Annotated in this window: 11 protein-coding genes and 3 pseudogenes; 10 read left to right on the top strand and 4 right to left on the bottom strand. The window is 72.0% G+C overall.

Going from position 1 to position 14,194, the window contains the following annotated elements:
- Positions 1-196: 196 nt before the first annotated feature.
- Positions 197-2,227 carry a SulP family inorganic anion transporter gene (locus tag K1J60_RS29895; RefSeq protein WP_259407978.1) on the bottom strand — a complete coding sequence of 677 codons (2,031 nt, stop codon included), beginning with the start codon at positions 2,225-2,227 and terminating at the stop codon, positions 197-199.
- Positions 2,224-2,928 carry a carbonic anhydrase gene (locus tag K1J60_RS29890; RefSeq protein ID WP_220648903.1) on the bottom strand — a complete coding sequence of 235 codons (705 nt, stop codon included), beginning with the start codon at positions 2,926-2,928 and terminating at the stop codon, positions 2,224-2,226. Before K1J60_RS29890 ends, K1J60_RS29895 begins: the two co-directional genes overlap by 4 nt.
- A gap of 304 nt (positions 2,929-3,232) precedes the next feature.
- Here K1J60_RS29890 and K1J60_RS46155 point away from each other — a divergent pair.
- From K1J60_RS46155 to K1J60_RS29865, 6 genes and pseudogenes are all read left to right on the top strand, one after another.
- Positions 3,233-3,604: pseudogene (locus tag K1J60_RS46155) on the top strand (response regulator transcription factor); the annotation flags it as partial.
- A gap of 738 nt (positions 3,605-4,342) precedes the next feature.
- Entirely contained in the window at positions 4,343-4,855 is a 513-nt protein-coding gene (locus tag K1J60_RS47220) for a winged helix-turn-helix domain-containing protein (RefSeq protein WP_398684301.1), read from the top strand.
- On the top strand, positions 4,852-6,549 hold the full coding sequence (locus tag K1J60_RS29880; RefSeq protein WP_220648901.1) for a sensor histidine kinase: 1,698 nt from the start codon (positions 4,852-4,854) through the stop codon (positions 6,547-6,549). The genes K1J60_RS47220 and K1J60_RS29880 overlap by 4 nt, the downstream gene beginning before the upstream one ends.
- Before the next feature lie 152 nt (positions 6,550-6,701).
- Positions 6,702-7,862: an alkaline phosphatase PhoX gene (locus K1J60_RS29875; RefSeq protein WP_220648900.1), complete on the top strand. Its 1,161-nt coding sequence runs from the start codon at positions 6,702-6,704 to the stop codon at positions 7,860-7,862.
- Positions 7,863-7,937: 75 nt separating this feature from the next.
- Positions 7,938-8,441: a glycosyltransferase gene (locus tag K1J60_RS46145; protein WP_259407977.1), complete on the top strand. Its 504-nt coding sequence runs from the start codon at positions 7,938-7,940 to the stop codon at positions 8,439-8,441.
- Positions 8,441-9,271, top strand: coding sequence for a glycosyltransferase (locus K1J60_RS29865; RefSeq protein WP_259407976.1), 831 nt, complete (start codon positions 8,441-8,443; stop codon positions 9,269-9,271). The genes K1J60_RS46145 and K1J60_RS29865 overlap by 1 nt, the downstream gene beginning before the upstream one ends.
- 347 nt (positions 9,272-9,618) lie before the next feature.
- Here K1J60_RS29865 and K1J60_RS46140 read toward each other — a convergent pair whose 3' ends face one another.
- Complete coding sequence (locus K1J60_RS46140) at positions 9,619-9,744, bottom strand: hypothetical protein (protein ID WP_259408388.1); 126 nt, start codon at positions 9,742-9,744, stop codon at positions 9,619-9,621.
- Here K1J60_RS46140 and K1J60_RS46135 point away from each other — a divergent pair.
- Both K1J60_RS46135 and K1J60_RS46130 read left to right on the top strand, forming a co-directional pair.
- A pseudogene (locus tag K1J60_RS46135) lies at positions 9,701-10,144 on the top strand (condensation domain-containing protein); the annotation flags it as partial. The gene K1J60_RS46140 and the pseudogene K1J60_RS46135 sit on opposite strands and share 44 nt — an antisense overlap.
- A 415-nt stretch (positions 10,145-10,559) precedes the next feature.
- On the top strand, positions 10,560-11,027 hold the full coding sequence (locus tag K1J60_RS46130) for a hypothetical protein (protein ID WP_259408387.1): 468 nt from the start codon (positions 10,560-10,562) through the stop codon (positions 11,025-11,027).
- Between the two features lie 44 nt (positions 11,028-11,071).
- Here K1J60_RS46130 and K1J60_RS29855 read toward each other — a convergent pair whose 3' ends face one another.
- Positions 11,072-11,425 carry a hypothetical protein gene (locus K1J60_RS29855; RefSeq protein ID WP_220648899.1) on the bottom strand — a complete coding sequence of 118 codons (354 nt, stop codon included), beginning with the start codon at positions 11,423-11,425 and terminating at the stop codon, positions 11,072-11,074.
- 224 nt (positions 11,426-11,649) lie between these two features.
- Here K1J60_RS29855 and K1J60_RS29850 point away from each other — a divergent pair.
- Positions 11,650-12,834, top strand: a pseudogene (locus K1J60_RS29850) (NAD(P)/FAD-dependent oxidoreductase); the annotation flags it as partial.
- 356 nt (positions 12,835-13,190) lie between these two features.
- Entirely contained in the window at positions 13,191-14,129 is a 939-nt protein-coding gene (locus K1J60_RS29845) for a sigma-70 family RNA polymerase sigma factor (RefSeq protein ID WP_220648897.1), read from the top strand.
- Positions 14,130-14,194 lie beyond the last annotated feature (65 nt).

The following is a 14,194-nucleotide window of genomic DNA, read 5'->3' as shown; positions in this document are numbered from 1 at the left end:
GGGTGTTGCGGGAGGTGTGGCGATCGCGGGTCCGGGAGAGGCTTCCAGCGGAACGCGGGGAACGGCGCGATCAGCCCGCACCCGCCCGCACCCCGCGCCCGCACCCCGCGCCCGAACCCGCGCCCTCCCCCGCACCCCGCGCCCTCCCCCGAGCCCGAGCCCGAGTCCGAGTCCGAGCCCGGACCCGCGCCTCCGGTCAGTCCGCCCAGTCGCGCCCCCGGCGCGACAACGGTGGCCGGGACTCCGGCACCCCCGGCATCGGCCGGGTGTCGAGATAGAACCACTCGGCGTCGGGCCCCGGCCCGGCCCCGGTCCCGGCCGGCATCGGGCCCGTACCCCCCACCGCCGCCGTACCGACCGTCGCGTAGTCCCACACCTCCGTCGACACCGGCTCCGGCACCTCCGTGAACGCGGGCTCCTCCCGCGCGGCACGTGGCTCGGCCGCCGCGGGCAGCTTCGTGAGGTCCGGCATCAGCAGTTCCACCCGCAGCCCGGCACCCCGCTGCTGCGCCACGAACTCCTCGATCTGGCTGCGGCAGGCATGGTCGAGGTGGGTCACGCCGAGCAGGTCCAGCCGGATGCGCGGCTTGCCGGAGGCGGCCGCGCCCTCCAGCGCGTCGATCAGCTTCGGCAGCCGCAGGAACGTCGCGTTGCCCGCCATGACGACCTTCGCCGTGTCGTCCTCGATGTGCTGCCGGATGACGGTCTGCGACATCCGCAGCGCGGCCAGCACCACACCCGCGGCCAGCCCGAACAGCACCCCTTCGAGCAGCGCGGTCGCCGTGATGACCAGCGTCGTCAGCGTCATGACCGCGAACTCGCCCCGGTCCTGCCGCCACATCTTCGGGAACTGTTCCGGCGCGAACAACTTCCACCCGCTGTGCACGAGGACACCCGCGAGCACCGAGATCGGGATCAGCGCCAGCACCTGCGGCAGCAGCAGCGCGAAGGCGAGCAGCCAGAGGCCGTGCAGCGTACGGGAGAGGCGGGTCTTGGCACCGGCCTGCACGTTCGCCGAGGTGCGCGCGACGACCGCGGTGATGGGCAGCGCGCCGAGGACGCCGGCGACGGTGTTGCCCGCGCCCTGGGCGATGAGCTCGGTGTTGTACCGGGTGCGCGGACCGTCGTGCATCCGGTCCACCGCGGCGGCGGTGAACAGACTCTCCGCCGACGCGATCACGGTGAAGGTGAGGATCGCCGTGATGACCCCGGCGCTGGCCAGCCCGGACAGTTGCTCCGGCCCCGGCACGTCCACGGACGCCAGCAGATTGCCGACCTGGAGCGTCTTCACCTCGACGCCCGGCAACGAGGCGACCGCGATACCGATCCCGACGGCCACGAGCGCGGCCGGAATCTTCTTGACCGGCCCCGGCACCTGCTTCCACACGAAGCTCAGCACGATCGTGACGATCCCGAGCCCGGCCGCGATCAGCGCCTGCGGGTTCGTCACGGTGTCGGCGATCAGGCCGGGGACGCCCGCCATGTTGTCCAAGGGGGTGCCCGGCGCCTTGGAGTCGGACATCGGGTAGAGCTGGCTGAACATCAGCGGCAGTCCGATGCCGGCGAGCATGCCCTGCACGACGGCGATGGAGATCGCCTGGAACATCCGGCCCAGTTTCACCAGGCCCAGCACGATCTGGAGGATGCCGGAGAAGAGGACGATCACGCCGAGCATCGCGACGCCGAACTCCATGACCGTCTCCGCGACGAGCGCCGCGAGCCCGGCCGCCGGGCCGCTGACCTGGAGGGTGCTGCCCCGCACCGCGCCGACCACCAGGCCGCCGATCACGCCGGAGATGATGCCCAGTTCGGCCGGCACCCCGGAGGCCACGGCCACGCCGATGCAGAGCGGCAGCGCGACCAGGAAGACGACGAGGGACGCGGTGATCTCGGTACCGAAGTCGATGCGACCGGCCGAGGCCCCGGGGCGGGGGCCCTCGGAGCCGGGGGGCGGATGATCCCGGCCCAGGGCCTCGGCGCCGCCCCACTCCGGGGAATCGCCGCTGCCCTGGGCGGAGTTCGGCGCGGAGTTCGAGGTGAAGGTCGGCGCGGCGTTCGAGGTGAAGGTCGGCGCGGCGTTCGAGGCAGAGTGCGGAGCGGTGTCCGGGGCGTAGGAGGGCGGGCCGGGTATGTATCCGGGTAACGCCGGCCCACCGCTCTGGCCGTTCCGGTGGGACCGGCGGGCGCCACCGCCCGCCGCGTGCCGACGGCCGTGCGCGCCGCTCATGAGCCGTGCACCTGGAAGCCGCCGTCCGCGTCCAGTTCGTGGACCTTGCCGGTGTCGATCTCGTAGTACCAGCCGTGCAACCGGAGCCGCCCGGCGTCGAGTTGCTGCCTGGCGACCGGGTAGTCCCGCAGAACGGCGAGCTGGTTGCGGATGTTGAGCTGGACGACCTCACGCAGGGCGGGATCCTCGGACGAGGCACTGTCCCTGCCGGAGCCGTCCCTGCCGGGGCCGTCTCCGCCGGTGCCGTTCTCGCCCGCGTCGTCTCCGCCGGTGCCGTTCCTGCCCGTGCCGTGCCCAAGGACCGGTTCGAGGGCGGGCCTGGCGTAGTCGAGCCACGCGTCCACCCTGGGCAGGCCGGACAGGTCGGCGCCGTACTTCAAGGCGCCCATCGCACCGCAGTGGGAATGACCACACACCACGATGTCCTGAACGCCGAGCACCTCCAGCGCGTACTCGATGGTGGCGGCCTCACCGGAGGCGGCCCCGTACGCGTCGTGCGGCGGCACGATGTTGCCCGCATTTCGCAGCTCGAATATCTCGCCGGGCCGCGCGCCGGTGATCAGAGCGGGAATCACCCGCGAGTCCGAGCAGGTAATGAACAGCGCCTCGGGAAATTGTCCGACGGCGAGTTTCCGGTATTCGTCGCTCTCGAAGTCAACCCGCCGTTTGAACGACCGGGCGCGATCCAGCAACGCCTTCATCGTGCCTCCCTGTACTGGTTCCGACCTGTTCCGACCTGTCCTGACCTGCACGGACCTGCCTTGACGACAGTAGAGGGGCGATGACCAGAGGAAGGTTAAGAGAACACTAAAGCGACGCCAGGTTTTCCACAGATTTCAGCCAGTCACCCTTCCTTCGCAGGTCGGACAACCGAATACAAGCGGTTTCTGAGGGTCATTTCACAATGCTCCGGATTCCCTGCACACAACTGTTCGTTCTCTTGTAGCGTGGCGCCCCACAGCACGGCTCTCGTGTTGTCCCGACTTTCTGGAGAGACAGGCGGCCATGGGCGTACGAGTGCTGCTCATCGAGGACGACGAGACGATCGCCGAACCGCTCGCCGACGGGCTGCGGCACTTCGGCCTGACCGTCCACCACGTGGCGAACGGCGCCGACGGGTTGAGAGGTCCGCACGGCGACGTCGTCCTGCTGGACCTCGGCCTGCCCGACATGGACGGCATCGACGTCTGCCGCGGGATCCGCCGGACCTCCGACGTCCCCATCATCATCCTCAGCGCGCGCGGCGAGGAGGCCGACCGTGTGCTGGGCCTCGAACTCGGCGCCGACGACTACCTGGCGAAACCATTCAGCATCCGGGAGCTGGTCGCTCGGATACGGGCGGTGTCGCGCCGCCATCAGCGCCCCGGCAGCGGGGTCACGGGCGGGGTGGTCCCCGGGGTCGTGGTGTCCGGGACGGCGGTCGGGACAGGCGTCGCGGCCGAGGGAGTCGTCGGGGTCGGGGTTGGGGCCGGGACGGAGGTTGGGGCTGAGGCTGGGGGCAGGACTGGGGCTGGGGGTACGGCCGATGTCGAGGCTGCGGCCGGGAGCGCGGCGTACGGCAGCTGGACGGCGCCCGCACCGGAGCCCGCCGCACAGCGGGAGTCGGCGATCAGGGACGGTTTCGGGGTCAGGGGCCGGGCCAGGAGTCGGTTCGGGGCCGGAAGCGACTTCGCGGCCGCCGGTGACCTCGGGGCCGCCCCCGACTTCCGTGCCGCCGCTGACTTCGGTGCCGCCGCTGACTTCGGGGCGGAGGACCGCTATCGGGCAGGCGACGTTTTCGAGGGCGAGGGCTCGGGGCGCGACGGGGACGCCGGAGGTACCGGCAGCGGGGCCGACGCCGGGGGCACCGGTCGTCGGACGGCCGCCGGGGCCGGTGGAGGCGGTGGAGGCGGTGGAGGCGGTGGAGGCGGTGGCGCCGAGTACGACTGGTCGGCCGCGTACGAAACGCCGGCGCACGGGACTTCCACGTACGCCACCCCGGCGCCCGGCACGCCCGCCTTCGGGAGCCCCGCGCCCGACGTCTCCGCCCTGGGCGGCCCGGCGTACGGCACGCCGGCGTACGGCAGCCCGGTCTACGAGCCCCCGGCCTATGAGGCCCCCGTCTACGAGCCCCCCATGTACGAGCAGGCCCCGCCCGAGCCCCGTGCCCCCTCCGGCACCGCTGCGGCCGACGACGGTTCGGCCCCGCCCCCCGGTCCGCTCGTCGTGGACCGGCGGACCCGGCAGGTGTGGGTGGGCGAGGTCCCGGTCGCGCTGACGCCGAAGGAGTTCGAACTGCTGGCGTTGCTCACCGAGGACCCCGGAGCGGTCTACTCCCGGCAGCAGATCCTCAACCGTGTCTGGGACGACCACTACCAGGGCCCGACCAAGACGCTGGACGTCCATGTCGCCACCCTGCGCCGCAAGTTGGGCGACCCGGCGTGGATCCAGACCCTCCGCGGAGTGGGCTTCCGGCTCGCCGTACGCGCCCCGGGGCCGGGGCAGGTGCACGGCCGTGGGCGCGGACCGGAGTCCAGGTCGGGATCGGCGTCGCGGTCGGGATCAGGATCGGGGTCGGGATCAGGATCGGGGTCGGGGTCGAGGTCAGGGTCGGGGAGGCATCGCACGCCCGAGGCCAGGGCGTCATGACCCGACGCCTGCTGCTGAGTTACCTCAGCCTCGCCGCCCTGGTCCTGCTCGGCCTGGAGATCCCGCTGGGCTTCGTCTATTCCCGGGCCGAGCGCGAGCGGATCGTCAACTCGGCCAACGACGAGGCCGAGTCGGTGGCCGCGTTCGCCGCGCTCTCGCTCGCCGCCCGCCGCCCGGACGAACTCGCCGAACGGGCCAGACACTGCGCCGAGCGCATCGGCGGAAAGGTCGTCATCGTCGACGCGGACGGTGAACTGCTGGCCTCCTCCCACTCCCTGTCCGACGAGGAGAAACAGTCCCTCTCCTCCCTCCCCGAGATCTCCGCCGCGCTCCGGGGCCGTGCCACCACGGACGTCCGTACGACGACGACCGGCGGTGTCCACTACCTGTCCGTGGCGGCTCCGGTGGGCCACGCGACAGCGGGCCCGGACTCGGGCACGGACCCCGACTCGGGCACGGACCGCGACATGGACTCAGGTACAGCCTCCGTCTCGAACACCACCTCGGTCGCGACCACGGGCTCGGCCTCGCAGATGGCCTCAGCCACGCACATGGCCTCAACCACGGACACGGCCTCCGCCACGGACACGGCCTCAGCCACGGACACGGCCTCAGCCACGGACACGGGCGCGTCGGCACAGGGTGCCGTGCGCATCACCCTGCCGACCACGATGGTGCACGCCCGCGTGTTCGCGGTCTGGCTGCTGCTGGCGCTGGCCGGACTCGCCGTGCTCACCGGCGTCGCCGCGGTGGCGTTCGCGTTCGCGCGCTGGACGGGGCGCCCCATCCGGCAGTTGGAGGAGGCCACCCACCGGCTGGCCGAGGGGGGCACGGCGACCAGTGTGGTCGTCACGTCCGGCCCGCCGGAGGTGCGGAGTCTCGCGGCGGCCTTCAACACGACCGCGGCCCGCCTCGAACATCTGCTGGCCTCCCAACGCGCGTTCGCCGGTGAGGCCTCGCACCAGCTGAAGACCCCGTTGGCGGCCCTGCGCCTACGGCTGGAGAACCTGGAACCGGACATCGCCCGGCGAGCCCGGCCGAGCCTCGACGCGGCCGTCACCGAGACCGACCGCCTGGCCCGGATGGTCGAGGGCCTGCTGGCGATGGCCCGTCTGGAGGAGTCGGCGGCCATCCCCGCCCCGGTCGACCTGGGGGCGATCTGCGCGGAACGGCACCGTACGTGGGGGCCGTTGTTCGAACGCGAGGGCGTCTCCCTGGTCCTCTTCGCCGGTGCGGTGGGGCCGGTGACGGCCGTTCCCGGAGCCGTGGAGCAGATCCTCGACAACCTCCTCTCCAACGCCCTGCGCGCCTCGCCCGCGTGCAGCACGGTGACCGTGGAGCTACGGCTCCTCGTCCCCGCCCGCCGGGCGCTGCGCGACGCCCGGCCCAGCTGGGTCGACCTGCATGTCACCGACGAGGGTCCCGGTATGACGCCTGAGCAGCGCGCCCGCGCGTTCGACCGCTTCTGGCGCGCCCCCGGCGCGCCCAAGGGCGGCACCGGGCTCGGTCTCTCCCTCGTCCAGCGGCTCGCCCACGCCAGTGGCGGTGAGGTGACGCTGCGGGAGGCGGCCACGGGTGGCTTGGACGCCGTCGTCCGCCTGCCTTCGGCCGAGCCGCCGGGGCCGGTCCACGGCCACGGGTTCGGAGGGCGGCCCGGGCAACGGCGCCGCGAGGCACCGCCGTTGCCCGCGTGAGCGTACGCCGCCCACGTCCCTGTCGGGACCCCGTCCGTCACGACGTCATAAATTGTCCATGTCCCGTCAATACTGCTCCCCTAAGTTCCATCAGCGCGCGACCCCGCCGCCGACCGTGCGGCGGGCCGGTCAAGGCATCCCTTGGAGCGACTGTGGAACGTCGTACTCTCCTGCGCGCGGCCGTACTCGGCGGCACGTCGACCGTCTTCGGCGGCACCCTGTGGCGCGGCGCCGCGTACGCCGCGCCGGCCCAGCCCGGTCCCGGCCCGTACGGGGCACTCGGCACGGCGGACGCCAACGGCATCCGGCTGCCGAGCGGCTTCACGAGCCGGGTGATCGCCCGTTCCGGCCAGACGGTTCCCGGTACCTCGTACACCTGGCACAACGCCCCCGACGGCGGCGCCTGTTACGCGGACGGATCCGGCTGGATCTACGTCTCCAACTCGGAGATCAATCCGTCCGGGGGCGCGAGCGCGGTGCGGTTCTCGTCGACGGGCGCGGTGACATCGGCGTACCGCATCCTGTCCGGCACCCGCCAGAACTGCGCCGGCGGGCGGACACCCTGGAACACCTGGCTGTCCTGTGAGGAGGTGGACCGGGGCTATGTCTACGAGACGGACCCGTGGGGCACCAAGGCGGCGGTCCGCCGGGACGCGATGGGCCGTTTCAAGCACGAGGCGGCGGCCGCCGACCCCACCCGGGGTGTCGTCTACATGACCGAGGACGTCACCGACGGCTGCTTCTACCGCTTCCGGCCCACGACCTGGGGCGACCTGTCGTCGGGCACGCTGGAGGTCCTGGTGGCCGGCACCGCCACCAGCGGCCCGGTGACCTGGTCCCGGGTCCCGGACCCCACCGGCGCCACCGCCACCCGCAACCAGGTGTCCGGCGCCAAGCGCTTCAACGGCGGTGAGGGCTGCTACTACGCGGGCGACACCTGCTGGTTCACGACGAAGGGCGACAACCGCGTCTGGCAGTACGACGCGGCCGCGCAGACCATCGAACTCGCCTACGACGACTCGCTGGTCACCGGCGGAACGGCCCCGCTCACCGGTGTCGACAACGTCACGGGCTCCTCCTCGGGTGACCTCTACGTCGCCGAGGACGGCGGCACCATGGAGATCTGCCTCCTCACCCCGAACGACACCATCGCCCCCTTCCTCCGCGTCGAGGGCCAGTCCGCGTCCGAGATCACCGGGCCCGCCTTCTCCCCCGACGGCCGGCATCTCTACTTCTCCAGCCAGCGCGGGACCAGCGGCAGTTCGTCGGGCGGAATCACGTACGAGGTGACGGGCCCTTTCCGGACCGCATAAACAGAAAACAAATATCGAACTCATTGTCATCCCAGACTTGTTCGATTTTACTTCTGCTAGGTTCAGCGCGTGGTCATGCCCAATGAATCGGCGCCGGAGAGCCTCGGAGTCGGCGCCCGTCCGCGCAAGGTTCTTCTGGCGGCATGCGGTACCCGCGGGGATGTACAACCCTTTCTCGCATTGGCCGTGGCGCTGCGTCGCCACGGCCATCAGCCGTTATTGGCGGCCCCTTCCGCGTATGCGCCCGAAGCGGCCGCGTACGGTGTCGATTTCGCCGCGATCGACGACGGCCCGACCCGGATCCTCGACGAGACGGCGACCCTACGGATCATCGACGGCGGCCTCATGGGGGTGCGCGGGAAGATCGCGGCCGCGCGGACCGTCGCCCGGCTGAAACACCTGATGATCGCCCCACTGCGGGACGTGGCGGCCATCGCGCACGACCACGCCGACGTGGCGGCGGTGGTGCATTCGGCGGCGTTCCCCGTCCAGCACGTCGCCGACATACTGGGCGTACCCGCCGTCGTCGTGGCGCTCCAGCCGGGCTGGATCCCCACCACGCGTTCCCCTGCCCGCTGATGCCGCTCCCCCGGGTGCCGCGCTTCCTGAACCGAAGCACGTACGCCCTGGTCGCGGCGGCCCAGCGGTCCCCTGAGGTGGAACGCTGGCGAACGCGCGAACTGGGGCTGGCACCCCGCCGACACGGTGCCCGGCGGTGGCTGCGGGACCCCGAGGGCCGACGGCGCCCGGTGCTCCAGCCGTTCAGCCGGCACATCACCCCGGTCGACCCCGCGTGGGGCGACGCCGTACGCACCACGGGATTCTGGTATCTGCCCACGCGCCCCGACTGGACGCCGCCCAGGGAGCTGAACCGGTTCCTCGACGAGGGTCCGCCCCCCGTCTACATCGGCTTCGGCAGCATGACCGGCACCCGGGCCCGCCGGAACCACGCACTGGTCACCGAGGCGATCCGCCGCACCGGCGTACGGGCCGTCGTCGCGACCGGCTGGGGCGGCATCGGTGCGCCGGTCAGGAACTCCGCCCCCCTGTCACCGAACATCCTGATGATCGAACAGGCCCCGCACGACTGGCTCTTCCCCCGTACGGCCGCGGTCGTCCACCACGGCGGCCCGGGGACGGTCGGAGCCGCCCTCGCCGCGGGCCGTCCTCAGGTCCTCTGCCCCCACATGGGCGACCAGACCCACTGGTCCGCCCGGATGCGAGCGCTGGGCGTCGCCCCCGCTCCCCTCACCGCCCGCGCCCTCACCGCGCGCGGGCTCGCGGAAGCGATCACCACGGCGGTGACGGACCGCCACCTGGAGCGCCGGGCGAACGAGATCTCCCGCCTCGTCCGGGCCGAGGACGGCGTCGACGCTGCGGTGAACTCCCTGCTGTCGCACCTCATTTGATCCCGATCCTCACCAATCCCTCCTCCCTCCAAAAAATATTCCCCCGACTTCCCCCCCCACAAGTCATGAACAGAAAGCCCCCGAGTGCTGCAAATCCCCTTCTCCGACGTCACCATCGAGCCAGGGACCCTCATCTCCTGGTCCCTGCACACGAGGCGCTCCCCCCACGAAGCACAGTTTTCCCCCGCCGAATCAGCCACGCCCTCATCCCCGTATTCATCGCACACAGCCTCCTCGCACGAATCCGCCTCGCACGAATCCGCCTCGCACGAATCCGCCTCGCACGAATCCGCCTCGCGCAAATGCACCTCGCACACATCGGCCTCGTACACATCGGCCTCGTACAATCAGGACAAGCACCACTCCTCGTCCGAGGCGACCCGGAGTACGAGCGACGGGATCGCCAGTTCGATCACGGTCACCTTCGAGATCGCGGGCCGACTGGACACCACGGCCCTCGAAGCGGCGCTCACGCTCCTCGTACGGCGCCACGAGGTGCTGCGCAGCCAGTTCCAGCGTCTGGCCGGTGACCTGAACTGCACGGCGCTGGCGCCCGAATCCATCGCCCTGGAAGCGGAAGAGGTCGGCCACTTCCACAGCGGGGACGATCTGCACACCCACCTCGACAAGACGTTCAAGAGCATGGACACGCTCTCCTGGCCGCTGTTCCTCATGGGCGCGGTGGTCCGGGAGAACGGCGCCACGGTCTACCTCTGCTTCGACCACATCGTGTGCGACGGCCTGTCCATGCCCGTCGTCGTGAACGAACTCCAGACCTCGTACGCCGCCTTTTCGGCCGACCGCACCCCCGAACTCCCCACCGCGGCGAGCTACTTGACCTTCGGTGACGACCAGCGGCGCCGCTACGCCTCGCTCCGCCCCGACGACGAACGCCTGCGCTACTGGAAGGACTTCATCCGCGGCAACGGCGGCTTCTTCCCCAGGTTCCCCTTCGACCTGGGCGTACCGGAGGGCCACCTGTACCCCTTGGTGAACCGGGCCCTCCCCCTCCTCGACCCGCACCGCACCGACGCCTTGGCGGCGGGCGCCCGCGCCTCGGGCGGCAGCGTCTTCACCGCCGTACTGGCCGCCGCGGCGACGGCCCAGCACCGCTTCGGGGGGCCGGGGGTCTACCGGGGCCTGCTCCCCATCAGCGAACGGACGGACGAGGGCCGAGGCGAGGACGGACGGGCGGACGGGAGGACGGGAGGACGGAAGCGCGGACGGAAAGGCGCGGGGAGGGGCGCCGAACCTGTGGCAGCACTCCGTCGGCTGGTTCGTGAACACGATGCCGATCGAGTTCCGGGTGGGCGAGGGCGGCACGGACCACGCCACCACCATCGCGCGGGCTCGCGCGGCGTACGGCGAGTTGCAGCGGCACACCGGCGTCCCCTTCGTACGGGCGTGGGAGTTGCTGGCCCCGGAGACCTTCGCACGGCACCACTGGCCGTTCCCGGTGAACTTCTTCTCCTACATCGACTTCCGCAGGACCCCCGGCGGCCGCCAACACCCGCTCTGGAAACCGACGTTGCACGTCTGGGCCGCCCGCGGCAACGGCATCAGCCACTGGTTCCACCGCACCGCCGCCGGCCTCCACGTCAACATGCTGCACGTCGACACACCCCAGGCACACGAGATCGGTGACGCCCTCCACGACGAACTCGTACGGGTCCTACGGGAGATCGCGGGCGAACGGGGCAGCGTGCCGGTACCCATCCCACGCCCGTCCCGGGGCAGGCCGGCCGTGCGGAGCTGATCCCCGAGAAGGGGCGGCGGGCCGGGCGAACGACCCGCCGCCCCTCAGTGGAACTCGTGCACGACCTCGATCTCGCCCACGAGGTGCGCGTTGAATTCCTCCAACTCCTCCGCCGGGACCCAGAGTTCGAGGATGGTCTTCCCGCCGGCCTGCCGCACGGGGTACCGCCGCAGGAACTCCGTCTCGACCTCGAACCGCGTGACGTACCCCGCCCCGTCATGCTTCACGTTCCAGTCCCGAGCGATCTTGACGGCGTACTCCTCATCGAGCACCGGATAGAAGATCGGCTGCTCGGGAAGCCGAGGAGGCCACGCCCGCCATCCCGCCTCCCGCACCAACCCCAACTCCACGGGGCCGGTCGGCCGCCACAGGGTCGTCGTCTCTCGCTGCCCGCTCACGGAACGCACCACTCCTCGTACACGGCGACCGCCGTTCGGCCCGCCGGGCGGCGACACTACCCACACCCCGGTGGGAGGGGCACGGGAAATACGGCCCGCGCCGACCGCCTCGGAGGCTCGCCCCCCCGCGCTTCACCTCAGTGACCCACGTCACATCCAACTGCTGTCAGCAATCGGAGGGCCATCTCGTTCAGGAGGCACGCGAACGAGACAGGAGCATCGTCATGAAGCACCGCATCGTCGTCCTCGGCGCCGGATACGCCGGAGCCTTCGCCGCCGGGAACCTGGCTCGCCGGCTCTCCCCCGCCGACACCGAGATCACCGTCGTCAACGCCGCGCCCGACTTCGTCGAGCGCATGCGGCTCCACCAGCTCGCGAGCGGCCAGGACCTCACGACCCGCCCGCTCGCCGAGGTGTTCGCCGGCACCGGGGTGAGGCTGCGCGTGGCGCGCGTGACCGGCATCGACCCCGAGCGCAGGACGGTCACCGTGACCGGCGAGGCCGGGGACCGCGAGCTCACGTACGACACCCTCCTCTACGCGCTCGGCAGTTCGGTGGCCCACCATGGCGTGCCCGGTGCGGCTGAGTACGCCTACGACGTGACCGGTCGGGCCTCGGCACTGCGGTTGCGTGAGCGGCTGACCGAGCTGGGTGCGGGCGACTCCGTGCTGGTCGTCGGGGAGGGACTGACCGGGATCGAGACCGCCACCGAGTTGGCCGAGTCCCGGCCCGACCTCTCGGTCGCGCTCGCCGCCCGCGGTGAGCTGGGCGCCTGGCTGTCCCCGAAGGCCCGCCGGCACCTGCGCCGGGCCTTCGACCGGCTCGGCGTCACCGTCCACGAGCACACCGCCGTCGCGGCCGTCGAGCCGGCACGGGCGATCGCCGCCGACGGTACGTCCCTCCCGGCCGACGTGACGGTCTGGTCGGCCGGGTTCGCCGTGCGCCCGATCGCGGCCGCCGGTGGCCTGCGGGTCGCCGAGACCGGCCAGATCGTCGTCGACCGCACCATGCGCTCGGTGTCGCACCCGGACGTCTACGCCGCCGGTGACAGCGCCTACGCGATCGGCGAGAACGGGCGGCCCCTGCCGATGTCCTGCGCCTCGGCCGGCTACACCAACATGCAGGCCACCGCCGCGATCATCGCGCGCCTGACGGGGCGCGAGGTCCCGACGGTCGGGCTGAAGTACCACGGCAACCACATCAGCCTCGGGCGGCGGGACGCGATCTTCCAGGCGGTGGACGGGGAGGTCAGGTCGAGGTCCTGGTACCTGGGCGGTCGGACGACCGCACGGCTCAAGGCGGGCGTGCTCAAGGGTGCCGCTCTGGGCATCGCCCACCCGACCTTCGGCATGCCGAAGCGCCGGCGCCGCCTGGCCACCGTCCCCGACCGGAGTGGCGTATGGGCCGCGGGCACGAAGGCCACGGGTCCGAAGACCGCCGACGCGCGAACGACCGACGCGAAGACCACCGACGCGAAGACCACCAGCGTGAAGTCGGCCGGTGCGCATTCGGCCGGCGCGCAGTCAGCCGGCGCGCAGTCGGCCGGCGCGCAGTCAGCCGGCGCGCAGTCGGCCGGCGCGCAGTCAGCCGGCGCGCAGTCAGCCGGCGCGCAGTCAGCCGGCGCGCAGTCGGCCGGCGTGAAGTCAGCCGGCGTGAAGTCAGCCGGTGCGAACGTCACGGCGTGACGGCCCCGGCGCGAAGGTCCCGATGCGAAAGCCCGGATGTGGAAGCCCTGTTGGGAAGAGCGCCGCATAGGCTCCCGTGCATGGACATCGCAGCCATCGACCGATTCGAGGCCGGCCGGGGACGGCTGGCCTCGCTCGCGTACCGTCTGCTCGGCTCGGCGGCCGATGCCGAGGACGCCGTGCAGGACGCGTTCCTACGCTGGCAGGCCGCGGACCGGGACCTCATCGAGGTGCCGGAGGCGTGGCTGACCAAGGTCGTCACCCATCTCTGCCTCGACCGGCTCCGCTCGGCGCAGGCGCGCCACGAGCGCGCCGTCGGAGACTGGCTGCCGGAGCCGCTCCTGGAGGGCGACCCGATGCTCGGCCCCGCCGAGACCTTCGAGCAGCGCGAATCGGTGTCGCTGGCCGTACTGACCCTCATGGAGCGCCTCTCCCCGGTCGAGCGGGCCGCCTACGTCCTGCGCGAGGCCTTCTCGTACCCCCACGCGGAGATCGCCGGGATCCTCGACATCAGCGAGTCCGCGAGCCAGCAGCATGTGCACCGGGCCCGGCGCCGCGTCGCCGCCGAGCGTCGCGGCGGCGACGCGGTGGATCCCGCGTCCGCGCGCAGGATCGTCGAGGAGTTCCTCGCCGCGGCCGCGTCGGGGCGCACCGAACGGCTGGTGGAACTGCTCACCGCCGACGCGACCGCGATCTCGGACGGGGCCGGGCTGGCCAGGCGGCTCCTGCGCTACAGGACACCTGAGCGCATCGCGTCCCTCGCGCGGGCCGGCTTCAGGCCGACTCCGGCGAAGCGGCGACTGGCGGGCGGCTCCCCCGCGATGCACATCGCGCTGGTCAACGGCTCCCCGGCCGTCATCGCCGTGGTCGAGGACAGGGTCGTGGGAGCGGTGGCGTTCGACGTCGCCGACGGCAAGGTCGCGTCCCTGCGTGGAATCGCCGCGGCGCACCGGCTGACGCGCCTCAACGAGGCCTGGCAGCGGCACGAGCCCGGCGCGCCGGTCGCGAGCGCGTGGTGATCGAGGGCTCCGGGCTCCGGTGACCGGGCCGGCCGCCGGGCTCCGGTGACCGGGCCGGCCGGAGC

This window comes from Streptomyces akebiae (genome assembly GCF_019599145.1).
Classification (GTDB): domain Bacteria; phylum Actinomycetota; class Actinomycetes; order Streptomycetales; family Streptomycetaceae; genus Streptomyces; species Streptomyces akebiae.
The sequence above is the reverse complement of the archived record's forward strand: the minus strand, read 5'-3'. Positions and strand labels throughout refer to the sequence as shown.

Coding starts and splice junctions, on each gene's coding strand:
- K1J60_RS29890 (WP_220648903.1), bottom strand. CDS start 2,928: ATGAAGGCGTTGCTGGATCGCGCCCGGTCGTTCAAACGGCGGGTTGAC.
- K1J60_RS47220 (WP_398684301.1), top strand. CDS start 4,343: ATGTACGAGCAGGCCCCGCCCGAGCCCCGTGCCCCCTCCGGCACCGCT.
- K1J60_RS46145 (WP_259407977.1), top strand. CDS start 7,938: ATGCCCAATGAATCGGCGCCGGAGAGCCTCGGAGTCGGCGCCCGTCCG.
- K1J60_RS29845 (WP_220648897.1), top strand. CDS start 13,191: ATGGACATCGCAGCCATCGACCGATTCGAGGCCGGCCGGGGACGGCTG.
- K1J60_RS46130 (WP_259408387.1), top strand. CDS start 10,560: ATGCCGATCGAGTTCCGGGTGGGCGAGGGCGGCACGGACCACGCCACC.
- K1J60_RS29865 (WP_259407976.1), top strand. CDS start 8,441: ATGCCGCTCCCCCGGGTGCCGCGCTTCCTGAACCGAAGCACGTACGCC.
- K1J60_RS29895 (WP_259407978.1), bottom strand. CDS start 2,227: ATGAGCGGCGCGCACGGCCGTCGGCACGCGGCGGGCGGTGGCGCCCGC.
- K1J60_RS29880 (WP_220648901.1), top strand. CDS start 4,852: ATGACCCGACGCCTGCTGCTGAGTTACCTCAGCCTCGCCGCCCTGGTC.